Annotated in this window: 21 protein-coding genes; 16 read left to right on the forward strand and 5 right to left on the reverse strand. The window is 40.3% G+C overall.

The features are described from left to right. From PSF31_RS04910 to PSF31_RS04955, 10 genes are all read left to right on the forward strand, one after another. Positions 1–1,413, forward strand: coding sequence for an efflux transporter outer membrane subunit (locus tag PSF31_RS04910; RefSeq protein WP_096864503.1), 1,413 nt, complete (start codon positions 1–3; stop codon positions 1,411–1,413). After that, positions 1,410–2,663 carry a beta-ketoacyl-[acyl-carrier-protein] synthase family protein gene (locus PSF31_RS04915; protein WP_164560881.1) on the forward strand — a complete coding sequence of 418 codons (1,254 nt, stop codon included), beginning with the start codon at positions 1,410–1,412 and terminating at the stop codon, positions 2,661–2,663. The genes PSF31_RS04910 and PSF31_RS04915 overlap by 4 nt, the downstream gene beginning before the upstream one ends. Continuing rightward, entirely contained in the window at positions 2,660–3,469 is an 810-nt protein-coding gene (locus PSF31_RS04920) for a MaoC family dehydratase (protein ID WP_096864427.1), read from the forward strand. Before PSF31_RS04915 ends, PSF31_RS04920 begins: the two co-directional genes overlap by 4 nt. A gap of 19 nt (positions 3,470–3,488) precedes the next feature. After that, entirely contained in the window at positions 3,489–3,740 is a 252-nt protein-coding gene (locus tag PSF31_RS04925; protein WP_004259523.1) for an acyl carrier protein, read from the forward strand. A gap of 1 nt (position 3,741) precedes the next feature. Continuing rightward, positions 3,742–4,482, forward strand: a complete 741-nt coding sequence (locus PSF31_RS04930) for an SDR family NAD(P)-dependent oxidoreductase (RefSeq protein WP_004259521.1) — start codon at positions 3,742–3,744, stop codon at positions 4,480–4,482. 410 nt (positions 4,483–4,892) lie between these two features. Beyond that, positions 4,893–7,337 carry a DMSO/selenate family reductase complex A subunit gene (locus tag PSF31_RS04935; RefSeq protein WP_096864428.1) on the forward strand — a complete coding sequence of 815 codons (2,445 nt, stop codon included), beginning with the start codon at positions 4,893–4,895 and terminating at the stop codon, positions 7,335–7,337. Positions 7,338–7,348: 11 nt separating this feature from the next. After that, on the forward strand, positions 7,349–7,966 hold the full coding sequence (locus tag PSF31_RS04940; protein ID WP_004259506.1) for a DMSO/selenate family reductase complex B subunit: 618 nt from the start codon (positions 7,349–7,351) through the stop codon (positions 7,964–7,966). Position 7,967: 1 nt separating this feature from the next. Further along, a complete protein-coding gene (locus PSF31_RS04945) occupies positions 7,968–8,819 on the forward strand; it encodes a DmsC/YnfH family molybdoenzyme membrane anchor subunit (RefSeq protein WP_094962375.1) in 852 nt (283 codons plus the stop codon). A gap of 63 nt (positions 8,820–8,882) precedes the next feature. Further along, positions 8,883–9,521: a Tat proofreading chaperone DmsD gene (gene dmsD / locus PSF31_RS04950; protein WP_096864429.1), complete on the forward strand. Its 639-nt coding sequence runs from the start codon at positions 8,883–8,885 to the stop codon at positions 9,519–9,521. A gap of 109 nt (positions 9,522–9,630) precedes the next feature. Continuing rightward, positions 9,631–10,377, forward strand: coding sequence for a GntR family transcriptional regulator (locus PSF31_RS04955; RefSeq protein ID WP_096864430.1), 747 nt, complete (start codon positions 9,631–9,633; stop codon positions 10,375–10,377). Positions 10,378–10,408: 31 nt separating this feature from the next. Here PSF31_RS04955 and PSF31_RS04960 read toward each other — a convergent pair whose 3' ends face one another. The 4 genes from PSF31_RS04960 to PSF31_RS04975 form a co-directional block, all read right to left on the reverse strand. Next, a complete protein-coding gene (locus tag PSF31_RS04960; RefSeq protein ID WP_096864431.1) occupies positions 10,409–11,392 on the reverse strand; it encodes a PfkB family carbohydrate kinase in 984 nt (327 codons plus the stop codon). Next, positions 11,379–12,398, reverse strand: a complete 1,020-nt coding sequence (locus PSF31_RS04965) for an ADP-ribosylglycohydrolase family protein (protein WP_096864432.1) — start codon at positions 12,396–12,398, stop codon at positions 11,379–11,381. The genes PSF31_RS04960 and PSF31_RS04965 overlap by 14 nt, the downstream gene beginning before the upstream one ends. An 85-nt stretch (positions 12,399–12,483) precedes the next feature. After that, complete coding sequence (locus tag PSF31_RS04970; RefSeq protein WP_004259450.1) at positions 12,484–13,755, reverse strand: nucleoside permease; 1,272 nt, start codon at positions 13,753–13,755, stop codon at positions 12,484–12,486. A gap of 307 nt (positions 13,756–14,062) precedes the next feature. Continuing rightward, positions 14,063–15,469, reverse strand: a complete 1,407-nt coding sequence (locus PSF31_RS04975) for a cytochrome-c peroxidase (RefSeq protein WP_004259445.1) — start codon at positions 15,467–15,469, stop codon at positions 14,063–14,065. 580 nt (positions 15,470–16,049) lie between these two features. On the opposite strand from PSF31_RS04975, the gene PSF31_RS04980 reads away from it, so the two are divergent. From PSF31_RS04980 to PSF31_RS05005, 6 genes are all read left to right on the forward strand, one after another. Further along, on the forward strand, positions 16,050–17,750 hold the full coding sequence (locus PSF31_RS04980) for a lysophospholipid acyltransferase family protein (protein ID WP_096864433.1): 1,701 nt from the start codon (positions 16,050–16,052) through the stop codon (positions 17,748–17,750). A gap of 214 nt (positions 17,751–17,964) precedes the next feature. Next, a complete protein-coding gene (locus tag PSF31_RS04985) occupies positions 17,965–18,627 on the forward strand; it encodes an ABC transporter ATP-binding protein (protein ID WP_096864504.1) in 663 nt (220 codons plus the stop codon). 14 nt (positions 18,628–18,641) lie between these two features. Then, positions 18,642–19,622 carry an ABC transporter substrate-binding protein gene (locus PSF31_RS04990; protein ID WP_096864434.1) on the forward strand — a complete coding sequence of 327 codons (981 nt, stop codon included), beginning with the start codon at positions 18,642–18,644 and terminating at the stop codon, positions 19,620–19,622. A gap of 72 nt (positions 19,623–19,694) precedes the next feature. Beyond that, positions 19,695–21,350 carry an ABC transporter permease gene (locus tag PSF31_RS04995; RefSeq protein ID WP_096864435.1) on the forward strand — a complete coding sequence of 552 codons (1,656 nt, stop codon included), beginning with the start codon at positions 19,695–19,697 and terminating at the stop codon, positions 21,348–21,350. A gap of 224 nt (positions 21,351–21,574) precedes the next feature. Then, positions 21,575–23,860 (forward strand): AAA family ATPase, encoded by a 2,286-nt coding sequence (locus PSF31_RS05000; protein WP_164560880.1) that lies wholly within the window; start codon positions 21,575–21,577, stop codon positions 23,858–23,860. Position 23,861: 1 nt separating this feature from the next. Continuing rightward, positions 23,862–25,979 (forward strand): UvrD-helicase domain-containing protein, encoded by a 2,118-nt coding sequence (locus tag PSF31_RS05005; RefSeq protein WP_164560879.1) that lies wholly within the window; start codon positions 23,862–23,864, stop codon positions 25,977–25,979. Between the two features lie 61 nt (positions 25,980–26,040). Here the strand turns inward: PSF31_RS05005 and yghU are convergent, their stop codons facing one another. Next, complete coding sequence (gene yghU, locus PSF31_RS05010) at positions 26,041–26,880, reverse strand: glutathione-dependent disulfide-bond oxidoreductase (RefSeq protein ID WP_096864441.1); 840 nt, start codon at positions 26,878–26,880, stop codon at positions 26,041–26,043. Positions 26,881–26,957 lie beyond the last annotated feature (77 nt).

Raw genomic sequence — 26,957 nt, forward strand, 5'->3', positions numbered from 1 at the left:
ATCAAATCACTTTATATTATTTCTGCTTTATTTTTGCTAAATGGTTGCGGCAGTTTTACGCGTACGGAATACCAACGCCCTGAGCTCACTTTGCCACAGCAGTGGGATGATAAAATACGCCAATCCGGTGCAAATGACGTGATGACATCAGTTCAGGCATTGAACCTAACTGAAAATTGGTGGGATAACTTTAAAGATCCTCTGTTATCCCAACTGATCAATCAGGTATTAGAAAATAATAATGATTTAGCCACAGCGGCAATTAAATTAAAGCTGGCGCGAAGTACGGCTGGGCTAGCAAATACCAATATAACCCCAGATTTCTCCCTTGGGGGCTCAGCAAGTAATACAAAATCTATACGTCATGGAACCTCCCCCCAAGAGAGTTATAGCTCAAATCTAACTTTAAATTATGAAATCGATTTATGGGGAAAACTGGCACGTATTCGTGAAAAGAATGAGTGGGAAGCAATAGCAACCGAACAGGATTACCATGCAACAGCATTAGTGGTTATTAATACGACTGCACAATTATATTGGAATATTGCACTGTTAAATCAACAGATTGATAACCTGATTGCGAGCCAAAAGATTGCAGAAAAAAGCCAGCAGCAAATTAAGTCATGGTATTTAGCAGGAAAAGTTAGCCAGCTGGATTTCTTACAATCACAGCAAACTGTGATTAGTCGAAAAAATGAATTACGACGGCTCATTAAAGAACGTGACAGCTCCCGTAATGCATTAGCGCTATTGTTAAACCGCCCTGCAGAGCAACATGTGCGTGAGCTCACCGCACTTAATCGAAATCAACGGATTGAAATTCTTAACGCGACACCGTTGGTCGTATTAGCACAGCGGCCGGATATTCAAGCTGCCGAGTCACGTTTACGTTCCGCGCTTGCTGATTCTGACGCTGCTAAATTGAGCTTCTACCCGACACTGTCTTTGCAAGGTGCGCTTAATGCGGGTAGCCAGCTGTTTTCTCAATGGTTTAGTGACCCGACACGGGTTGTTGGGGGTTCGATTTCTTTGCCATTTATTCAGTGGAACACAGTGAAATTGACCATTGAACAATCCGACTTACAAGTGCAACAAGCTGCGGTGGCATTTCGTAGTGCAGCTTATACCGCCTTGTCAGAAGTCGATAATGCCATGGAAGCCCGTTTTGCCGCGGATGAAATTCGTCAGCAATTACAACAGTCATTATCACTTAGCCAGCAGCGGCTAAAGCTAACCAGCAGCCGTTACCGAGCTGGTGCTGTGGATTATCAAACACTGCTTAATGCGCAAGATGACCTTTTAACTATTGAAAATTCATTAGCTCAAAATCAATACGATTATCTTTATGCAACGCTACAGCTTTGGTTAGCACAAGGTGGCGGTAGCGCCCAACAGGAGGACAACCCATTATGAACCAAAAATCTCAATTTAAGCGCGTTGTTGTCACAGGTTATGGGGCAGTCACTCCTTTGGGGGATACGGCTTCAGCATGTTGGCAAGCGATTATGGATAAAAAGCTCGGTTATCGTTACGTTGATAAAACTGCGCAAAATATCCACAGCCATTTTTTGGGGCTTATTGATAATGAACCCAGCTTAAAAGGGGTTCCTGCGGCTATTCGTCGTCGTTTACCACGCCATACGCGTTTAGCCTTGGGGGCAGCGCGAGAAGCCATGGATATGGCCTTCGCAGGCACGCCATTAACTGATTTTTATGACCCACTGATGTGCGGTGTCATTATGGGAACAGGATGGGCAGGGCTTGATGAAAGTTATATGTCAGTCAGTGAATTCGAAGCGACAGGGATGACCTCGCCTTTCAACTGTTTTTATGCAATGCCAAATGTGACAACGGCGGCTTGCAGCCAGTTTTGGAACCTGCGTGGATATCAAAACACGACCATCGCGGCTTGTGCGACAGGCACTATTGCGATTGGTGATGCTTTTGAAGCGATTCGTCATGGACGAGCCGATATGATGCTCGCTGGTGCAGGAGAGTCCTTGCGGACAGATTGTGCTGTATGGAATATCGATGTTCTTGGTGCTTTAACACGTGAAGCGGAAGACTCGACTCGTGCCAGTTGCCCATTTAGCGCAGATCGTAGTGGTTTTGTCCTTTCTGAAGGTGCGGCCGTGTTGTGTTTAGAAGAGCGTGAGAGCGCTATTTCTCGTGGGGCCACCATTTTGGGCGAGATTACGGGGTATGCAAATTTTTCTGATGCTTTTGATTTTACATCACCAGCAGAAGATTGTGTTGCTCGGGTGAAAACTATTGAAATGGCTTTACAACAAGCGGGAGCCGCTCCTGAATCTCTCGATTATATCAATGCCCATGGGACCTCAACAGCTCTTAATGACTTAAATGAAACAGAATCATTGAAAAAGGCATTAGGTGCGGCAGCTTACCAAGTCCCAATATCCAGTACGAAATCCTATACCGGACATTTAATCGCCGCTGCTGGTAGCTTTGAAACCATTATTTGCTTGCAAGCGATGGCGCATGGCGTGATGCCCGCAACCGCTAACTTACATCACCCGGACCCGCAATGTGACCTCGATTATATTCCTAACGAACACCGTATTGGTGAAGTTAAGCGTGCACTAAACCTGAGTTTTGGCTTCGGTGGGGCAAACGCGGCGCTGATTTTAGAGAAAGCGTTATGAGAACGTTACGTTATACCCTTGAGGATGCAAAACAGTGGGCATCATTTTCTGGTGATGATAACCCGATTCATTTCGACCTTGAATGGGTCAAAGCGAAGGGCGGAGATCAACTGAGTGTGCATGGCATGCGTGCACTACTCGATGTGAAACAATTCGCGAGTGAGTCATTAAATCACCCATTATTGGCTTCACAAGAGGTTATCGACTCTGAGTTTATCAAATGTGTCGTGCGGTTACGCAATCCGCTATGGAACGATAAAGATTATCAATTAGTTGCACGAAATAAAGCGGGATCGGTGGCTTTACTCTCTTCTGATGAGCAACAAAACTGCTTAACTTGCCAATTGTCACTCACCCCTCCACCGGTATTACATGAAATCGCGAATGAAATAATGATTTCGACCGCAGAGATGGTGAAATTGCAGTCAATATTTTCTCAGTTTTCCAACGAAATGTATGAATGGCAGTTTATTGACGCAGTTTTGTTCTGGTACTTAATTCATGATAGCTCGTTATTTGAACAACAAGAGATCGCACAATGGTTGCCGATCGGCTCAACATTGAAAGATATTTTTTGCCGTTATCCTATCGTACAAACCCACCAAGAGGTGGTGTTTGACCGTGAACTTCTAACGAAATGGGCTCCTATCACCTCTCCTGAGCCTATTTACCTACGTATTTTGCCGGCCTTAGTGATCGCGGATAGTGAGAGTGGTCGATTAGTGAGTATTAGTATCGCCGCCCGCTACAGAGAAAAAATAATAAATAATTCAATAACATTGAAAGTTAATTCAATAACTCAATAAGAATGCAAGGATAAAACAAATGAGCCAATATCAAGAAATTTATATCAAAATTAGTGACATGATCTGTGATGCAAAAGATTTAGAAGCAGAAGAGTTGAATGCGGAGATGACTTTAGTCCAGTTAGAGTTCGATAGCTTAGATTATGTTGAACTTATGGTGCTTGTTAAACGTGACTTTAATGTTGCTTTAGATGCGGAATTTTTCCTAGAACATCCAGAAATTTCGGTGAAAGCGCTGTGTGAACATATTGATAAGGAGTCGAAATCTTAAAATGGCAAATAATCAATGGATACTCGTGACGGGAGGAAGCCGGGGAATTGGGCTCGCACTAGTTAGTGAATTGCGACGCCACTGGAATGTGGTTTTTACTGGGCGTAGCGTTGATGGCGTTAATGAAACACAAGCGAATCTTGAAAACCCCAATTTAGATACATGGGTGAAAGGATCCCCGTGTGATGGTAAGAATGAAGCACAAGTTGACGCGCTTTCTAGCTCGTTATTGGAACAATTTGGGGCTCCTACGGCTATTATTCATAATGCGGGTATCACTAGGGACGCCTTACATATTCATCAAGATGCTGAAATCTGGCGAGATGTGCTAGAGAATAACGTCATTTCCGTGATGAATTGGCACCGTAAATTATTACCTGCAATGTTGATGGCGGGGAGCGGCTCAATCGTATTGATGTCATCAATTACTGGGTTAAAAGGCAATATTGGCCAAACAGCTTATGCGGCGAGTAAATCAGCGATGATGGGGTTGACGCGTTCATTGGCTCATGAAGTTGGGCGTTTTGGGTTACGTGTGAATTGTATTGCTCCGGGGCTTATTGATAGTGATATGACCCGTGCAATGCCTGAAGCTAAATTAAAAGCTATGTGCCAAAACATCCCGTTACGCCGCTTAGGGCAACCCCAAGAAGTGGCAGAGCTAGTTGAATTTTTGATTGGCAATAGCAGCCAGTACTTAACAGGTCAAACATTGGTCTTAGATGGTGGATTAACGGCGTAATTGCCCGTTTTAAGTGCTGTTAGCAGAACAAATATTCACTCGATAATTTATATTTTATATTTCCCCTTAAACGTCTTAGTCGATTTTCGTTTAAGGGGTTTTTTATGAATTGAGACTCGGAAATAAATGAAAAACAGTAAACTCAAGTTAAAGAAGAATGGAATTATATTTATTTCAATTTAATTCATTATTAAACATTAAAAATAATTATATTAATTTTAATCTGGCTTGAATGACTCGATATAACGCATTAAAACCACACAATTTATATTGGATTATTGATCGTGCACAATACCTCACGGTGCCTCGGTTATAGAATGGTAATTGGAAGTCGATAAATAAATTAAAGATAAAAATAAATTTCAAAAAAGCCATTTTAAAACTTTGAAGCAATGTTAAGTGAGGCAGATATGAGTAAAGCATTATCTGAGGGAGTACTCCAATCGGAGATCAGCCGCAGGAAGCTAATGCAAACCAGTACCGTCGGGGGACTCGCACTTGCAAGTGGAGCGCTAAGTTTACCTTTTAATAGTATTGCTGATACCAGTGAAATCACACCCAAAACAGCCATACCTGAAGAAAAAATAGTTTGGAGCGCATGTACCGTTAACTGTGGGAGTCGCTGCCCACTGCGTATGCATATTGTTGATGGGGAAATAAAATATGTCGAAACCGACAACACCGGCGATGATGTTTACGGAAATAAGCATCAAGTTAAGGCCTGTCTACGTGGGCGCTCAATGCGCCGTCGTGTCTATAACCCTGACCGCTTGAAATACCCGATGTTGCGCGTTGGGGCACGTGGTGAAGGTAAATTCAAACAAATTAGTTGGGATGAAGCCTACGATTTAATCAGCGATAATCTAAAACGGATTATTGCCGATTATGGCAATGAAGCTGTGTATTTGAACTATGGAACTGGCACATTAGGTGGCACAGTTGCACGTTCATGGCCGCCAGCGAATTCACCTATCGCCCGTTTGATGAACTGCATGGGCGGCTATTTAAACCATTACGGTACCTATAGTACAGCACAAATCAGCTGTGCGATGCCTTATACCTATGGTAGTGGGGCAGGTAATAGCGTTTCCGATATCGAAAACTCCAAGTTGGTGGTTCTGTTCGGAAACAACCCTGCCGAAACCCGTATGAGCGGTGGTGGGATCACTTATCAATTAGAGCAAGCGCGTGAGCGTTCTAATGCAAGAATGATAGTGATCGACCCGCGTTATACCGATACTGCTGCTGGACGAGAAGATGAGTGGATCCCGATCCGCCCCGGAACAGATGCTGCATTGGTGGCAGGGATCGCCCATGTGTTGATCACTGAAGATATGGTTGATCAACCCTTCTTAGACCAATATTGCGTGGGTTATGATGAGAAAACGCTACCCGCAGATGCTCCGAAAAATAGCCACTACAAGGCATATATTTTAGGGCAAGGGGATGACGGTGTAGAAAAAACACCACAATGGGCTGCGCAAATCACTGGTATTCCTGCTGATAAAATCATCAAATTAGCACGTGAAATCGGTTCCGCAAAACCTGCTTATATTAGCCAAGGTTGGGGGCCACAACGCCATTCGAACGGCGAGCAAACCGCACGTGCGATTGCGATGTTACCGATTTTAACCGGTAATGTTGGTATAAATGGGGGAAATACGGGGGCTCGTGAAGGGAACTATGATATTCCATTTGAGCGGATGCCAACGTTAGAAAACCCAGTCAAAGCAAGTATTTCCGTATTTTTATGGACTGATGCGATAGAGCGCGGCCCTGAAATGACTGCAACTCATGATGGGGTAAGAGGTAAAGATAAACTGGATGTTCCAATTAAGTTTATTTGGAACTACGCCAGCAACAGTTTAATCAATCAACACTCTGATATTAATAAAACGCATGACATTCTTCAGGATGATAAAAAATGCGAAATGATAGTAGTGATTGATAACCATATGACGGCTTCAGCGAAATATGCGGATTTAGTCCTGCCAGATTGTACCGCGTCTGAACAGATGGATTTTTGCTTGGATGGTGCCGCTAGTAATATGGGCTATGTGATTTTCGCTAGCCAAGCCATTGAACCACGTTTTGAGAGCAAAACGGTGTATGAAATGTGTACACAAATCGCACGCCGTATGGGGGTTGAAGAGAAATTTACCGAAGGGCGAACCCAAGAAGAGTGGCTACGCCATTTGTATGAAATTTCACGACAAAAGTTACCTGAGCTACCTGATTTTGAGACATTCCAGCAGCAAGGGATTTACAAAAAAATGAACCCACAAGGGCATGTCGTGGCACACAAAGCTTTCCGCGAAGACCCAATTGCGAACCCATTAAATACCCCGTCAGGAAAGATTGAGATCTATTCATCACAATTAGCGGATATCGCGAAAACATGGACGCTAGCGGAAGGTGATTTGATATCAGCACTCCCAATGTATTCCCCAGGCTTTGAAAGCCATGATGATAAGCTCACCGAAAAATATCCACTGCAATTGAGTGGCTTCCACTATAAATCGCGCGTTCACTCCACTTACGGCAACATTGATGTGCTTAAGGCTGCTTGTTTACAAGAGATGTGGATCAACCCTATTGATGCAAAACGTCGCAATATTAAAGATGGTGACATGGTGCGTATTTATAACGATAGAGGGGAAGTGCAGATCGCTGCCAAAGTGACTCCACGCATCATCCCAGGGGTTGTGGCCATGGGGGAAGGGGCGTGGTACGCGCCTGATGAAAACAAGGTGGACCATGGTGGTAGCCTAAACGTCCTGACGACTCAACGCCCGTCACCGTTAGCGAAAGGTAATCCGCAACACAGTAATTTGGTTGAAGTGGCAAGGGTATAGGGAGATAAATCATGACAACACAATATGGTTTTTATATTGATTCTGCACGGTGCACGGGATGTAAAACTTGTGAATTAGCGTGTAAGGACTACAAAAATTTATCTCCTGCGGTGAATTTTAGGCGCATTTATGAATATGCGGGGGGAGATTGGCAAGAAGATAACGGTGTGTGGCATCAAAACGTATTTAGTTATTATTTGTCGATTTCATGTAACCACTGTGAAGACCCTGCTTGTGTGAAAGTGTGCCCAAGTGGCGCGATGCACAAACGTGAAGATGGCTTTGTCGTTGTGGATGAAAGTGTGTGTATTGGTTGCCGCTATTGCCATATGGCCTGCCCATACGGTGCGCCGCAATTTGATAGCGAAAAAGGGCATATGACCAAGTGCGATGGTTGTTATGAACGTGTTGCCGTCGGTAAAAAACCGATTTGTGCCGAGTCTTGTCCACTGCGTGCATTAGACTTTGGTCCTATTGATGAGTTACGTGAGAAACATGGCAATTTGGCAGAGATTGCGCCACTACCAGAAGCGCACTATACCAAGCCCAATATTGTCATTAAACCCAATGCCAATAGTCGCCCTGTCAATGATACGACAGGCCATTTAGCCAATCCTCGGGAGGTATAACATGGGCAATGGATTACACGAATGGCCGCTGATTTTATTTACGGTATTAGGCCAAAGTATTGCAGGTGGCGTGATTGTGACAGGGCTTGCTTGGTTATCGACAGATGATAAGCCACAAAAACAGCGCATTGTGAACGCAATGTTCGCGTTATGGGTATTGATGGGCTTAGGATTTTTGGCATCGATGATGCATATGGGCTCACCGATGCGTGCATTTAACTCGATGAACCGTGTGTTTGCGTCATCATTAAGTAACGAAGTGTTGTTTGGCTCCATTTTCTTTGCTTTGGGCGGCTTATGGTGGCTGTTATCTGCAATGAAAAAGATGCCAACAGGGTTAGATAAAGTGTGGTTAATCATCACCATGTTGATGGGGCTGTTATTTGTTTGGGCAATGACACGAGTTTATATGATAAGCACGGTGCCAACATGGAACACACCACATACCACTATCGGCTTCTTTATGACCCTGTTTGTTGTCGGACCAATCTTAGGCACTTTGCTATTACGAGTGGCTAAATTTCCGTTTAATAGTGGTAAATTAGCGGCGATTAGTATCGTGGCTTATATTGTGACTATCGCGTCAGTACTACTGCAAAGCGGAGAAATTGCGCTAATTGCCACTTCTGTACAAAAAGCAGTGGATTTAGTCCCTGATTTTGGTGTTTTACAAGTGATACGTTTAGTGGTGACCAGTCTCGGGTTGCTGCTATGGATTTTGCCTGTTGTGCGACAAAATCAGCCTTCGGTATTGAGTTTACTTCTTGGTACCGTGCTGGTACTGATTGGTGAATTTATCGGTCGTGGGCTATTCTATGGTTTACACATGACAGTCGGCATGGCTGTGGCTTAATTGGTAAACCTTTCAGCGCAGGAGATGATTTCCCTGCGCTGATAACTTCAGAGACAATCAAATATGCAAGAAGCACGCTTTCTTGAACACGTCGCAGTGACAGGGCGAGTTCTGGGGTCTTTATTTTATTTCTCACCAGAAAATGAAAACAACGCAGAGATTATTTCGATTTTACAAGAGCCGACTTGGCATGAAGAATGGCCATTTGCGTTACCTTCTTTAGCGGAAATTAGCCTGCTTTTGCAATCCAGTGCTCAGGAAAATGAACCACTCAGTGAGGCATGGCAACGCTTGTTTATCGGGCCCTATGCTTTACCCGCTCCCCCTTGGGGCTCAGTCTGGCTAGACAAAGAAAGAATTGTTTTTGGTGATTCAACCGTTGAGCTGCGCCAATGGATGCGAGCCAAAGGTGTTGAACCCGTAACGACACAAAAAGAGCCAGAAGACCACTTTGGGCTGATCTTGATGTTAGCGGCTTGGCTCGCTGAGCAAAATCGCAGAGCTGATTTAGAAGAGTTACTCGCTTGGCATCTATTACCTTGGTCGGCACATTTTCTCGAAGTATTGATAGATTCGGCTAACAGCGATTTTTACCGTGCATTAGCAATATTGGCAAAAGAAACATTGGATGGATATCAACAGCAATTAACTTTACCTATATTAGAGAAAAGCGTGTACCTCAGTGGAAATGGTACCCTGTAGCATTTTGTTTTTCATTGGCAATAAATTTATCTAATTCAATTGCCTGCAATTAATCTATGGATAGTGGTACTATGGATTATTGCTGCGATTTTTAGGTGACTAACTCAATATGAATGATGCGCATTTATCTTTGATCCAACAACTTTGTACCCGTCTTGCTGAAATAGACAATACACCTTTATATGTAAAATTTGCTGAAACGGTGAAATTTGCCGTGCGAACAGGGGTTTTACATCAAGGTGATATGCTGCCCAGTGAAAGGGAGTTAGGTCAACAAACAGGCGTGTCGCGTATTACCGTTCGAAAAGCGTTAGAGTTACTTGAGCAAGAAGGCGTTATCATTCGGTCACAAGGCTACGGTACCCAAATTAGTGATAAGTTTGAGTATTCGCTCAAAGAAGCTAAGGGTTTTTCACAACAAGTTGTTTTACTTGGAAAAAAACCAAACACACTTTGGGTCAATAAAAGTATCGTGCCTTGTTCACAGGAAGTCGCAGAGTCGCTAGCGCTCCCCATCAATAGTGATGTATTTATGTTAAAACGCATTCGTTACGTGGATGAGCAGCCTGTCTCTATTGAGGAATCATATGTTCCTATTGGGCTGATTGGTGACGTAGACGATATTGGTTTATCTTTGTACGATTATTTCCGCAGCCAAAATATTTATCCTACGCGAACAAAGAGCAAGGTAAGTGCTCGAATGCCAGATGAAGACTTTCAAACGCACATTAAATTAGAAAAGACCGTGCCTGTTTTAGTGATTAAGCAGGTGGCTTTCGACCATAAAAATATCCCTATTGAATACAGTTTCAATCAATGCCGTAGTGATATGTATGTATTTGTATCTGAAGAATAAAAAGAGGGATGACCTCTTTTTATTCTGATGATTAATATTGCTGTAAATACGCGGCGAGTTGCTCAGACGAAGGCGCACAATCACCTCCGCGATGGCTAACAACATAGGATGCGACAGCATTTCCAAGTAATACGGCATCTTGTAGTGCCCAGCCGGACGCCAATGCAGCAATCACGCCTCCTGCATGGCTATCCCCTGCACCAATGGTATCGACAACGGTAGTTTTAAATGGTGCCACCCAGCCTGATGAACGACAACTTTCTTGAAAGAACGCGCCTTCTTTGTCGACTCTAACAATCACGGGAACTAAAAATTGAGAATGCCAAATATTGGCTAATGCTTCTGTATCCATTCCTTGGTGTGCGATACCAGGGAACAGCGTGACGATATGTTCGACTTCTTGACGGTTCAATGAAATGATAGGTTTTAAAGCCATCAATCGTAATAATTGTGTTTTCGAAAGGTCGGCGATCCGAGGGCCAAAATCAATAAATAAAGTGACGTTATCGGAGAGTGATTCCAGCCATGAAAGCAGAGTTTCGCCACATTTTGCTGCTAATTGGTAGCCAGAAAGATAGACAATGGTGTTAGATGTAATTGGTAAATCATCTAATGTATGGCGTTCCCACTGGTTTTCCACACCGCTAATTGAAAGAAATGTCCTTTCTCCATCGGGTTCGACTAAGGCTAAACACCAGCCATTATCACCTTTATTCGTTTCTATAACTGAACTCACACCTTTTTTATTGAGTTGGTTGCGGATGATATCTGCCCACACACCTTGCCCAATAGGTAATGCATTGAGTGATTGGATACCAAGGCGTTGCAAGGCCACAGCAATATTCAGAGCACATCCACCGATATTGACACTTTGTTGGTGCAATTCGATGTCACTTCCGCGATAAGGCAGTGAATACGCATCTGCAATCACATCAATAACGGCTGCGCCAATCAGGCAGACAGGACGATGTTCTGCTTGTAATGGAAGATGGGCAATAAGTTCAGCGGTTTTCATAAGCTTTTTCTCTTGCAGTTCTCAATGCCATAAAGGCTTGGCTATACTGTGTAAAATCAAGTTGATTCACATCATCTAATTGTTTTTTAAGTTGTTTGTCGATGGCATCAATGCCATGCAGTGCGCCACAAATGGCGGTGGCCATTGCCCCTATGGTATCGGTATCTCCCCCTAAATTAGCACACAGAATGGCACAGCGGTTGGGATCGGTTTCCGCTAATTCAACCATAGCAATGGCGGCAGGAACTGACTCAATGGTGCTAGTACCAGCGCCAACGAGTTGATAAAGCTGTTCCATTGCTTGCTCGGTGCCAATTGTGTTTTTCACCGTGTGTAAAGCAAGTTCAATACGTGCAGCTATTGATGGGCTAAAGGTTGTGACATGTTTTTCTTGTGCTAACTTCGCAATAGCGGGTAATTGGTCGCGAATTTGTGACCAATCTTCGCCATCTATTGCTTTAGATATTGCCCAAGCGATAGCGACCGCACCTGCAATTGCTACATCCGATTTATGAGTTGGCGATGAGGCGAGTGTAATTTCATCAATAAATTCATTAATAGAATGAGTTGGCAGTAAACAACCGAGTGGGGAAACTCGCATTGCGGCACCATTTGTCATGCCGTTGTTTTCTAACTGAGAAATTGGAGTCCCTTGTTTTATTGCATTTAATGCAATTTTAGAGGTTGGCCCTAGGACATTTTTGTTAAAGGCATCAAATTGCTCTGCCCATTTTAGAATATTACGTCCAATAAGTTCAGGGTTTACTTTGCCACCACATTCTATAATCGCGTCCGCAAGTGCGAGGGCCATTGAGGTATCATCTGTAAATTCTGCCGTATTGAAGTAGCAAGCTGCATTATTTTCTTTTGGCCCAGGTAAGAAGCGGTCTATCCAACCAAAATGTGCTTTAACACGAGAACGAGGCCATAATTCAGAAGGCATTCCCATTGCATCACCTAAGGCTTGGCCATAAAACGTGCCTAAAATACGGTTCTCTTTGTTCATTATAATTCCTTCAATTTTGGCTAAAAATAGCGCCTTCATGTGTTGGTTGTTGGTTAATAAAGGCGTTTAATTAATGATTGCTTGACTAATTGGATGTGGGTTTTACGCCACTTTTATTAATATCAATTTCTTGAATATCACGACTCGACTCTTTAAACATCAACATGAAGACAATCGTGATTACGACGATCATGGCAGCGCCGAAGCCCCACATACCGGCCCAGTTAAAGGTCTGGCCGTTGACAGGTTCACCGTAAGAAAAAAGTTTTTCCATCATTTGGCCACCTAGGCTATAACCCAGTAAGCTACCAAAGCCTTGGCAACAGAGCGTAATTAAGCCTTGAGCCGCTGTTCGCATATGCACAGGGGTCTTTTTGTCGACATAAATATATGCAGTGACATAGTAAAAATCGTAGCTAACTCCATGTAATAAAATACCGAGGAAGAGTAATCCATAGGTAAATAAGTGGTCTGCATCACCATAGATAAAGAAAGCATAACGGATAGCCGCAGTGATTAAACCAAGAAGTAATACCTTTTTGATACCAAAACGTTTGGTAAAGAAGGGCAAAGCAAGCATAAAAAAGATTTCGGAGAATTGCCCTAAGGTCATCCACCCCGTAGCATTTTTCATCCCAACTTCAGTAAGGTAGCCGTTAGCAAAAATATAGTAAAAGGCTAAAGGCATGGCGAAGAGGAATGAGCACACGAAAAATACTAAGAAATTCCGGTCTCTTAACAGTACAATGGCATCCAATCCAAGCATGACTTTAATACTCATTTTGCCTGTTCCTTTTGGTGGGGTGTCTGGCAAGAAATAGGTAAAAAAGCCCAGTAAAGCCGAGCTAGCGGCTGTCACTAAGAGTGGAATATTGGTCGCAGAAATATCACCAAAGCCCATCATGGAAGGTAAAAAACCACATGCAATACCCGATGCAATCCAGCCGATAGTCCCCATTACACGAATACGAGGGTAATCACGTTCCACATCTTCCACATTGGAAAAAGCAATACTATTGGTGAGCGCAATGGTTGGCATGTAAGTCAGTGCATACGCTAATAGTAGAGGGAAAAAGCTAGAAAATTCAGTTTGTTGAGCTGCGAAAAACATAAAAACTGCCCCTGCAAACATCAGTACCGCCAGGACTTTTTGTGCAGCAAAAAATCGGTCAGTAATTGATCCTACAAGGATCGGAGAGATAATTGCAGCAATGGCTGTACAGGCGTAAGACCATGCTATTTGAGAAGGGGTAAAGCCACTTTTATTCAAAAATAGCCATAAGGGAACAAACCAAGCTCCCCATATAAACCATTCAATGAACATCATGAATGAGAGTTTTGCTGTCGTTTTTTTCATCTTTCATTCCTTTATACGGCTAATTATAGGTATTGTAGGGTACGCAAACAACAATACCATTTAATAATACCTTTTAAATACCATTTGATAAAAACTTTGAGCTAGATAACATTGTTTCGTATGAATAGGAAACAGAAACTTTTTAAGTAATAACACAGTGAGGAAGAGGTGTTCGATAATGTGAATTGCTGTGAATACAGGTCAAGTCAGGGTTGTAGGTAGCTTATACGGCAGTGTTATATAAAAAATAGCACCGTTATTATTTGAACGGTGCTATTAGTTTTTTATATCAATCAGCTATTGATATTTACTGTTGTGACTCACTTTGTTGCACATAGGGTGTATATACCCCTGTTAAACTCTTAAGGAAGGCAACAATATCATCGACATCTTTTTGTGGCAGTTCTTTACCCACTTGATAACGCAGCATCAGTTTCACTGCTTCATCTAAGGTTGCTACATCGCCGCGGTGGAAATACGGTGCGGTTAGCTCGACATTACGTAGTGTTGGGACTTTTTGGCGTAACTTATCGCGCTCATCAGAGGTGACATTCATACGACCAATATCTTGAGCAGTGATTTCACCGAACTCATAGTCTTTTTTCAGACCCAGAGGTTCGAAGGAACGACCACCTAAGATCACGCCACCATGGCAGGTTGCACATTTGTTCTCTTTAAATAACTGGTAACCATGGAGCTGCTGTGCGGTTAATGCAGTTTTGTCGCCTCTTAACCAATTATCAAACGGAGAGTCTGGGGTGATTAAGGTTTTTTCGAACTCAGCAATCGCATCTGTGATGGTGTCACCTGTAAAACCTTCTGGGTAAACCGCATTAAAATCTTGTTTTAAGACAGGGTCTTTGTCCAATTTTTCAATGATTTCATCCCATGACTTTGATGCCATTTCGATAGGATTTAATGGTGGGCCACCGGCTTGGGCTTGTAAATCAGGTGCTCTACCATCCCAAAACTGCTCGACATTAAATACAGAGTTAAACACCGTTGGCGCATTGATTGGGCCTACTGCGCCACCAACACCAATTGATGTTTTACGGCCATCAACACCACCTGCATTGAGTGCGTGGCAGTGTGCACAAGAAATTGTGCTATCCCCTGACAGGCGTGCATCATGATACAAGCGGAAACCTAATGCGACTTTTGCATCATCAACATCCAGTGATTTTGGAATTGGTTGAATTGGTTCGTTGCGATGTTCAGCAGCGGTATCTTGGCTGGCATAGTGCTCTTCCCGCTGTTTAGCTATCCAATTCAATAGGTTATTACGTTCTTCATCACTGACACTGCTGGCCCAATGAAGTGCAACATAACGTGTTGGAGGCATGGTGTGGTTCTGCATAACCCACTCAATTTTATTTAATTCACTTTGTGGTACAGGTTCTCCTGCGATGAGTGCAGCGCGAGCAGCCTCAAGGTTGAATGACTTATAACCTAGCTGAATATCGTATTCCATCAGTTGCTTAGCAATGGGGAATGATGCGTAGGCAGGTAAATCAGTTGACGGTGTGTGACAGTAATCGCATCCCTTTTCGGCAAAGAATTGGAGGACTTGATTATTTTCTGCAATTTTAGATGTCTGAATGTCATTATTTTCTCTTCGTTGATTATCGTGATACCACACATATCCAGATAATCCAAAATAACCGAGTAAAAGCAAAAATATGACAGCGACCGTAATGCGAGTAAGTTTTTTCATTACACTATCCTTGAAAGATTGCGGTCAAATATATTTAAATATTTTTTAATTAATATAATTCTACAGCCGGACTATGATGGATAAATAAGTCCGAGAGGTTCTTGATTTTTATCAATGATGGCCATCGGTTTAAGCGATTGTTTAAATAAGATTTACCTATCAATGAAATAATAGTTAAAAAAATAAGCTGATGATTAAATTTTATTATATTGAATTTAAAGGATATTGTTTCAAATTAATCTTGCTGCAATAGGTTTTTAGTTCAATTTAATAGGTGGGTATTTATAAATGAATAATTCTTAATTATTAAAATAAATTAAGTAAAACTAATCGAAAAGTTTAGTTTTTACCTTTTTAATTGTTGTGGACTAAATGCATATTACAAAATAAGTAAAATATAAATTATTTAAGAAAACAATATTCCTGAAAATTATTGATTTTAGATAACCATAATATTGGCAAATAAAAAGTAATGATCTACATCATCATTTTTGTGCTTTCACCATTTTGTCATAAAATAAACATATTGTTGTTATGAATCTGACTTAAGTTCGTCGTAACTCAGTTAGGAGATAGCATTATGTTTAGTGTCGATACCCTGCTGCACGATATTTTTCCTCATCAAACACCAGGCAAATGGAAACGTCGCTTATTAAAAAAGCTTTTGTTTGAACAGGAATTTCACCAATTTGCTCAAGATTATCCGCACTTAAAGGGCTTGGATCTTATTGAACAAATCATGGAGTTCTTTGATATTTCTTGTGAAATGGTTGAGGGTGACTCAGAAAATATTCCGGCTCAAGGACCTGTTGTCTTAGTTGCTAACCATCCGATAGGTTCACTCGATGGCCTTGCATTATTACGTGTGGTTGCTGCCGTTCGTCCTGATGTAAAAATAGTGGCAAATCAGTTTCTCAATTATATAGAACCACTAAAAAGCTTATTTATTTCAGTGGATAATATGAATAACCGAACCAGTCGACAACAAGTTGAAGCCATACAACAGCATTTGGATAAACAAGGGGCATTAATTGTGTTTCCTGCGGGGGAAGTTTCTCGATTTGGTCGCAAAGGGGTTCGTGATGGCCACTGGCGTACAGGTTTTTTGCGTTTAGCCGCAAAGGCTAGAGCCTCTATCGTTCCCATCCATATTCAAGGGCGTAATAGCCATTTATTTTACTTAACTTCGCTGGTTTACAAGCCATTATCTACTTTAATGTTAGTCAGGGAAATGTTTAAGCAGCGAGGAAAAAGATTAAAAATTCGTATTGGTGGCAGTATCCCATTTATTCATTGGCATGATGGTCATACGGCGGCTCATGAGTTAGCAGGGCGCTTTCGCCGCCATGTCTATTTGTTGGGTAAAGGTAAGGAAGGGCTATTTATCAGTGAATCGCCAATTGCTTTACCAGAAGATAGAATTGAATTAAAAAAAGCGTTAGTGGCCTGTGAGCGGCTAGGAACTTCTCCTGATGGGAAAGCGATTTACCTTTATCACCGAAACCAAGAGGTAAGGTCACCGATCTTACGAGAAATTGGCCGATTACGCGAAATTGCATTTCGTGCTGTAGGGGAAGGTTCAGGTAAGCGCCGTGATTTAGACAGCTATGATGACGATTATTATCATCTGGTTTTATGGGATGAAAGCGAACTTGATATTGTTGGCGCTTATCGGTTTATACCGACTAAAAAGCAAATTGAGACCAAAGGCCTTGAGGGTATTTATAGCTCTAGCTTATTTCACTATGACCAAGCCATGATGCCAATATTAGCGCAAGGTATTGAGCTTGGTCGGAGTTTTATTCAGCCCAAATATTGGGGAAAACGGGGTTTAGATTACTTATGGTTAGGTATTGGCGCGTATTTGGCAAAATATCCACACTATCGTTATCTTTTTGGTCCTGTATCTATTTCGGGCTCAATGCCGATTGCGGCGCGTGACTTACTGATTACTTTTTATCGGCTCTATTTTTCAGCACCACACAGCATTGCACAGTCACATCAGCCGTACCCGGCTTCTTTGCCACAGGTATTAGCCCAATTTTCAGGGGACAATTACCATGAAGATTTGGTTAAATTGAAAAGCTTACTCAATAACATTGGCTGTTCGATTCCAACGCTTTATAAGCAATATACCGAATTATGCGAACCCGGCGGCGTACAGTTTATGGATTTCGGTACAGACCCCGCGTTTAACGATTGCATCGACGGCTTGGTGCTGGTGGATTTAACCAAATTAAAGCCAGCACGTTATCAAAGATATATTGGCGTTCACCAGTAAAATAAAGTGACTATTTTATTTGGTGATTATTTTTCAATTGAATTTGAAATTAATTAGCCACAAAACTGTCATCAATTTGACGTATTCAAGCCGTAGCATCATTGATAACGATTAAGTCCCAAAGAGGATAACAATGAACATGCAAAACGCTCTCTCTTCATCGAGTGAGTGCTCGGTCTTTTTGTCTCCTAAGCAAGAAGCGAGTGGCTTACAGATGATCTCAATACAAAATTTATCTCAGGCATTTTCACATCAATATGTGCTAAATGGCATTAATTTAACAGTAACCAAGGGCACCGTTCTTGCGCTATTAGGCCCTTCAGGCTGTGGTAAAAGCACATTACTGAAATTGTTAGCGGGTTTATTACAACCAACTGATGGCACTATTTATTTTGGCGAACAGCTTGTGGCGAGCTCACATCACCTTATCCCCCCAGAAAAACGCAACCTCGGCATGGTTTTTCAAGATTATGCGCTGTGGCCGCATATGACTGTATCCCAAAATGTTGCCTTTCCTTTACGGATGCGAGGTATTGGCCGCCTAGAAATACAGCAACGTGTGATGCAAGCTTTAGAACGCGTAGGGCTGGCTGATTTCGCCAAACGGAAACCTGCCGATTTATCAGGAGGGCAACAACAACGTGTGGCTCTTGCTCGCGCCATTATCGCTGAACCTGAAATTTTGTTATTCGACGAGCCCCTGTCAAACCTCGATATCGCATTGCGCCAATCTCTGTGTGAGGAGATGGCCCAGTTATTGCGAACTTTGAGGATCACTGCGGTGTATGTCACTCACGACCCTGCGGAAGCCCATGTATTAGCACACCAAATCGCCCATATGCGAAACGGTAATATTGACAGTTTGACAACACTATAAATAGAGAGATTGTTATGCGAAATTTACTATCAAAGAACGGATTTTCACTAAAGGGTATTACCATGAGTCTTGGCTTTTCCTGTGCACTATTTTCTGTTTCAACCCAAGCGATTACCGTGTATACCGCAGGCCCAGGCGCCATGGCAAAACAACTTGCCGCAGGGTTTGAAAAACAAACGGGTACTAAAGTCGATGTTTTCCAAGCGACAACCGGAAAAGTGATGGCGAGGCTGGAAGCAGAACAGGCGAACCCGCGTGCGGATGTGTTGATTTCCGCATCATGGGATACCGCGGTTGATTTGCAACAAAAAGGCTGGTTATTGCCTTATGAAAGCCCAAATGCCCAGCAAGTTCCTGAGCGTTTTAAAACGCCATACTATGTGGCGCAAGGGATCTCTGCACTGGGTATTGTGTGGAATAACCAAAGTGGTACCCCAAAACCGACAGATTGGCAAGATTTAGCCCAACCCGCGTTTAAAGATAAAGTCACAATGCCTGATCCCGCACTTTCTGGGGCGTCATTAGACTTAGTTTTAGGGTTACAGAATGCGAAAAAAGAAGCCGCATGGACACTATTTTCTGATTTGAAAGCCAATGGCATGGTGATTTCAGGGCCTAATGCTCAAGCCTTGACTCCTGTGTTACAAGGCGCTAAAGCGGCAGTATTTGGTGCGGTTGATTATGTCGCTTATGGCAGCATCGCGAATGGGGAATCGATTGAAGTGATTTTCCCAAGTAATGGCACTGCGATTGCCCCGCGCCCAATGATGATTTTAAAAAGTTCTAAGCAGCCTGACCAAGCTAAAGCATTTATCGACTATGTATTATCGCCAGAAGGGCAAGAAATTGTAGCTAGTGCATGGCTAATGCCTGCTAGAGCAGATATTGCAGGTAAACGCCCTGATTTTTCAACACTCAAATTGTTGCCAGAAGCTGCGACAGATAACGCTGAGCGCAGCGAAGTTCTCTCTCGTTTAAGCGCTTTATTCCGTTAAGGCTGGTTTTGTAAGCATATTAATTAGCAAACCGCTGGGTAGATTGTTTGCCCAGCAGGAGTGTTGTATTCAATGACAAAAACGCGTTTTCTACCACTTTTGGTGATGGTAACATTAGCGGTTTTAGTGGTGATCCCATTATGCTTTATTGTATTGCAGGCTATTTTCCCGCAATTAGGGCAAGGGCAGTTTGTCCAGCCGCTAAAGCCTATTATTCAGCTACTCAATGAGCCAGAACTTCCATCATTACTGCAAAATACATTATCACTAGGCATAGGTGTTGCAGCAGTCAGCGCCATTATCGCTATTCCGTTAGGGGCATTACGCGGGTTGTTTAATATCCCTTTCGCCAAAGGTTGGGATCTACTGTTTCTTATTCCTTTTTTAATCCCACCTTATATTGCTGGATTATCGTGGATGCTTACGTTGCAACCTAATGGTTATTCCCAGCAGTTAATTGGTGTGAGCCCCGGAAGTGCAATTTTCTCGCTGGGTGGCATGATGGGGATTATGGCGTTAAACCTCTTTCCTGTGCTGTATTTTGCAGTATCAAAAAGCATGGCAGCGAATGGTAACCGACTTGCCGATGTGGCTCGTGTGCATGGGGCTTCTCCTTGGAATTCCTTTTTCAAAGTGACGCTTCCTCTGTCATTGCCATCTATTGCAGCGGGGTTATTGCTGATTTTTACCTTAGCGATTGAAGAATATGGTATTCCCGCAGCCATTGGTGCCCCGAATGGTATTCGTGTTTTAACCACAGATATTGAGCAGCGTTTGGCGGATTGGCCGATTGATTTACCCGGCGCGGCCTCATTATCGTTGATTCTGGCCAGTGTGGCGATTTTTGCTTATACATTACAGCGTTCTATTGTGTCAGGGAAAAACGTGGCTACCACAACAGGAAAAGCGGCAGAAGTGGTGACTCGCTCACTTGGCTACTGGCGCTGGCCAGTCGTTGGGCTATTTGCTTTAACCGCATTTCTTGCGGTAGGAATGCCATTGTTAGCGATGTTTGGCACGGCATTTTCTTCAACGGTATCCGGTGGTCTGGCGTGGGATAACTTAACATTCAGGCATTTTTCTGGGTTAATTGGCTCACAAACTGAAGCTTTGTCTGCATTATGGACGAGCCTCTCTCTGGCGACGTTAACCGCTGTTTTCACTGGGGTACTCGGGTTTCTCTGTGCTTGGCTGGTGGTTGCTCAGCGCATTCGTGGTGCTGTTGTGATTGATGCGCTGTCTTTGTTACCTATTTCCATTCCAGGAATTGTGATAGCGGTAGGGATGATCCTCGCGTGGAACCAACCTTTTTGGCCAATAACGCCTTATCACACATGGGGCATTTTATTGCTTGCCTATAGCTGTTTGTTACTGCCTTACCCAGTTCGTTATTGCAGTGCAGCATTAACACAGATTGGTGGCAGTTTATCAGATGCTGCACGGGTGCACGGCGCATCTGCGGTGACAACGCTGCGTTTTATCTTGTTTCCATTAGTTTTACCGAGCCTTGTCGCTGCCATGATGTTAGTGTTTGCCGTGGCCTCGCGTGAATTAGTTTCTTCGCTATTACTCGCCCCAGCCGGTATGCAGACTGTGTCTATCTTTGTGTGGCGTCAATTTGAGCAAGGCTCAATTGGCAGTGGCATGGCGATGGCGTGTTTAGCTGTACTGATAAGTTTGAGCTTGATGTTATGCGCACAATGGGTGCAGGGGCGTTATCAAAAATAAATGTTCGATTGGTTTTTATTTATTTCTATTAAATTAATAACCAAAGGAAAATATAACACTTGGCATTAATATTAATGCTAAGTGTTTATTCATATGTTAAATTATTATTTTGTGACACAAATCTCTATTGTTAGAAAGAATATTTTATTTAATTTTTTTATAAATAGTATTAAGTTAAATTATTTATAGTTGTTAAATTGAGTTATTTCTAATAAGGGAATAGTATGCATTTAGAAAGCCTTAAAATTGTAAACTATCGAAAATTTCGCACAGAAGAAAATGTTATTCATTTTGTAGAGCCTTGTAGTATTGAGGATTCTGAGTCAAAGGAATATTCAGGGATTGGGCCATCCACCACGTTGATCATCGGGAAAAATAATGTTGGTAAAACAACAATTATCAATGCGTTAAAAATGATCTGTGAAAGTTCTCAGCCTAAAGCTGCGGATTTTAATATGCAATATTTATCAGAGATTTTTGACGAATACTCGAAAGGAAAGATAGAAAAATACCCTGAATTAGAATTTAAAATAGTTGTTAATGTAGATTTCGAAAATAATGATTTAGTATCAGTATTAGATGAATTTATGACTTTACAAAACAACGGTTCAGATAAAAAAAATATTGAAATTACGGTGAAGGTAGAAATCTCGGAGCAAGCCGCATTCAATAGTGCCATTAAAAATATTTTTGAAAATAAAAATAGCTCTGAACTAAAACGAATTGATGATTTTAATAATTTTTATGAGTTATTAGATCAAAATTCTGATTATTTAAAGCTAGAAGGAAGTAAAAGGCTATTTGAAATTAAATATTATAATTTAAATAATAGAAATGTGAGTAAGTTTACACTGAAAAAGTTGGTTAACTTAAAAGAAATTAAAGCTAACCGACATCTCAAAGAAGGTGTTCTTAGTGAGGTTTTCAATAAAATAATATCCTTTCAGTTTGATAGCGATGAAAAAAGTAAAAAAATTTTAAAGGATAATATTTATAAAATAAATAAAAGTTTAACTGGCAATGTAGACAAAAAAAGTGAGAATGTATCTTCTGTACTTGAAAAAATTGAAGGTAATAATCATGTAGGATTAAAGCTGCTCGGTAACGTGACTTATGATGGATTAATTAAGAACCTTATTAAGTATAATTTTTTGGATGATGGAGAGTTTATTCCAGAAAGTCAATTTGGATTGGGTTATATTAACCTTTTAAATATTATTGGTGAAATAATTCACTATGTAGATAGCTATGATAATGGTAGTCAAAATAGTTGTATTAATTTGCTCTTCATTGAAGAGCCTGAAGTTTTTATGCACCCACAAATGCAAGAGTTTTTTATTAAACGTATTGATGATGCAGTAAAACGAGTGCTTTTTCTTGCTAATGAGAATCTGAAAGATAAAATAAATAAAAAGTCATTACATTGCCAGATTACTATCACGACTCATTCATCACATATTGTTAATAGCAAAATACACAGTAGTAATTCTTTTAACAATATCAACTATGTCACTGTTTTAGAGAAATCAGCAAGGGTGATTAACCTTAATGATCATGTAATATCTAAAGGAATCACTGATGAAACTAAAAATCAGAGTGAAGGTAAAAAAGGTAATAAAGGAAAAGAAGGAAATGAGGTAAATGAATTAAAATTCATTAAAAAACATATCAAGTATAAGGTTTCTGAGCTGTTTTTTTCCGATGCAGTTATTTTTGTTGAAGGGGCGACCGAAGAAACATTAATTCAATATTATTTGGAAAAAAATACAGGTTTAAGTCAGTTCTATATTTCTGTTTTTAATATTAATGGTGCACATGGTAAGGTTTATTTCCCATTAATAAAATCACTAAAAATTCCTTGTTTAGTGATAACTGATTTAGATATTAAAAGAAGTTGTTGTCAGAGAAAAGTAAAACATAAGATAGACGATGAAGATTGTATTTTTTGTGGACATGAAAAGAATAAAAAAGATACTGAAAAGGTTTTGATTTGTCTAGAATATAGCCAAATCGATGAGTTGACTGACTATACTACAACAAATCAAACTATTATTTCTTTTAATAAAAAACATTGTATATCTGAGGGAAAAAATAATACTGAGTATAATCTTTTAAAAAATATTAATTATTTTACAGAAAATAATATACATGTTGTTTTTCAAAAAGAGAGCATAGAGGGATATTATGCAACAAGTTTAGAGGAAGCATTTATTTTATCAAATTTAAAAAATAACATTCTAAAGAAAACCTTAAAAAATTGTTTGCCTGTTAAAACGTATAAAGAATTAATTGGTAATAAAAAAGAAAGTGAACATGAATCACTGAAGAATAAATCATTTCAAGCGCAAAGGAAGCTTGCTAATTCTAAAAGTGATTTTTCTAATCAATTATTATATGAATGTATTACTTCAGATGAAAAAAATATACCTAATTTGCCAAAATATATAATGGATGGATTTGAATGGCTGATAGTAGAACTAAATGGCACTAAAATTCAAGAGGAAGCCTAGTATGTTAACTAATGAACATGAAGAACAAAAAATACAAGAGTCGCTTTATGAATTAGTAAAAAGTCGTACTAGCTTTCGCTTTAATGCAGGGGCTGGTGCAGGCAAAACCTATGCTTTAGTCGAAGTATTAAAGTTTTTATTAAGTAACAATTTAGATACCCTGAGTAAACGCAATCAGAATATTTACTGTGTGACATACACTAATGTGGCTGTAAATGAAATCAAAAATAGGTTAGGAAATACAGATACAGTTATCGTTTCGACTATTCATGAGATGTTGTGGAAGGTAATAAAACAACATCAGCTAGAGCTAGTAAAATGCCACCTTGAAAAATTAAAATATGAATTGAAAGAAGTGAATGATGATTTAAGTGGTGAGTCAGATAATAAAAGTTTTAGTTTTTATTGTAATCTTACTAGTAAAAATAAAGAAATTTTCGAGGAGCTTGTTGAGTCTACAAAAGATATTTTTTATAAAACTAAAGATTCTGGGCTAAGAGATGCTTATAAAGAACTACAGCCGTTAACATTAGGAAAGGCAGATTTAGTTAGTTGCCTGAAAAATATAGCTAACTTTAAAAAAGTAACAAAGGCAATTTATAAGAAAAATAGATATGAAAAATGCATAAAGAACATAGAAGAAAAAAATCCTAAGTATACAGAAGTTTTGTATGACAATGTGTTTAACTCGGATAGACTAGATAAAATGCGATTTAGTCATGATACATTACTTGAGTATGCTAAGGAACTTATAGTCGGTAATGATATATTGAAGCGTATTATTATTGATAAATATCCCTTTATTTTTATCGATGAATATCAGGATACCAGTGAGCCTGTTGTTGAGATAATGGCTGCTATTCATCAATATGCGATAAGTAAAAATAAACATTGGGTTGTGGGATATTTTGGTGACACCGCGCAAAACATTTATGGTGATGGCGTTGGAAAGAATATTATAAATATTCATTCCGAACTTACGGACGTTAATAAAAAATTTAATAGGCGATCACATAAGCAGATTGTAGATGTTGCGAATAGTATCAGAAATGATGAAATAAAACAAAGTCTACTAGATGATAAAAAAAACAAAGGGATATTTAATATTTATAATTTTATAGGTACTGTAGATAAAGACAAAGAAAATAAAATAGTACAAGAATTTATTAGGTTTTATACCTCTAAATTTTCAAAAAGTAATAAAGATACAAAAGTTGATTGCTTAGTTCTAACGAATGAGTTAGTGGCTAAATTAAATGGTTTTGGTAGCTTGTATGATGATTATAAGAAAAATTTAAATATTTATTATAAAGATCAAAGCCAAGGGATACTTTCTCATGAAGTGAACAAGTTAAATGTCATAGTAAGGATGATATTTAATATTACTAATGCCTGTTTGAAGGTGAATAATGAAAAGAGTACATATTATGATGTTTTCGGTGAGAATGGTAAAAAATTAAAATTTTCATCTATAAAGCCGTTTCTAGATTACATGCATAATCTTACACCGAAAACCTTAGATGATTTAGTTAATAGTCTTTCCGATTTTTATGATTTTAAAGAAAATAGAGAACCATTTGAGGTGTTTATTAATAATGCTTTAGACTGGCAACTAAATGATAACGATAAACATAATGACTTTTCTTCTATTTTCAAAGGGCAACTAATTGAACTCATTGAGTTGAATAAAAAAAATGAGGATTTTTCTGCTATCGAAACGGTGGATAAACTTTTAAATATAAATATGGAAGAACTGGAATTATGGGCTAAATATATAAATAGAGAACAAGATGGTGATATCAGATACCATACTTACCATGGAACGAAAGGTGAAGAGTATGAAAATGTTATAGTTATCATGGAACATAGCTTTGGAAGAATGAATAAAGATAAATTTAAAAGTTTTTTTGAGATTCGAGGAGTGAGTGAAGAAGAAAGGAAGAAAAAACTAAAAAATATGAATGATATAAAAGAATTCGAAAGTACTCAAAATTTAGTCTACGTTGCTTGTTCGCGCGCGATTAAAAATTTAGCAATACTTTATCTAGATGATATAAAAGAAATTAAAATTGGACTGGAAAATGTATTTGGTGAGATTCAAGAATGGTCGCCTGAATAAAATGATATTTTATAACAAAAAGGAAGCGTAACGTTAAATTAATTACGCTCTCCAGAGTTAACTAACTTATATCACTCGCATCGTGGCGTTCGCGTACTTGCCGTGCGGCGTCACCTTGTAGGCGATTAACACGGCGGCCGCGCTGTACCGCTGGGCGTGCATAGATTTCATCAGCCCAACGAATAACATTTTTATATTCATGGACAGATAAAAATTCTGCAGCATCATAAAGCCAACCTTTCACTAAAGCGCCATACCATGGCCAGATAGCGATATCTGCAATACTATAGTTCTCGCCTGCGACATATTTGTGTTCTGCTAAACGCTTGTCTAATACATCTAATTGACGTTTAGTTTCCATCGCAAAGCGGTTAATAGGGTATTCAAATTTTTCAGGGGCGTAGGCATAAAAATGCCCAAAACCGCCACCTGCAAAAGGTGCTGAACCCATTTGCCAGAATAGCCAGGATAAGGTTTCAGCACGTTCTGGTTGAGTTGTAGGTAAAAAAGCAGAAAATTTTTCAGCTAAATAGGTCAGAATAGAACCTGATTCAAATACTCGGATAGGCTCCTTACTGCTTCTATCGACTAAAGCAGGTATTTTTGAGTTAGGGTTAATTTCAACAAAACCCGAACTAAATTGGTCGCCTTCACCAATATTAATTAACCAAGCGTCGTATTCAGCCTCTTTAATGCCAAGGGCTAACAGCTCCTCTAACATGATAGTGACTTTTTGTCCGTTGGGAGTTCCTAATGAATATAGCTGTAGTGGGTGCTTACCTATAGGTAAAGATTTTTCGTGAGTTGCACCAGAAATTGGGCGATTAATATTGGCGAACTTTCCGCCATTACCTTGCTCCCATTGCCAGACTCTCGGGGGAATATAGGGGGTGTTTGCCATGAGTTATCTCCTTAACCATTTTCAAAGGTGGCGATTATTTTCTCATCAATTCTTTAATTATAAAGGCCCCCCACTGT

The organism is Providencia sp. PROV156, from assembly GCF_028480905.1.
GTDB classification, from domain to species: domain Bacteria; phylum Pseudomonadota; class Gammaproteobacteria; order Enterobacterales; family Enterobacteriaceae; genus Providencia; species Providencia hangzhouensis.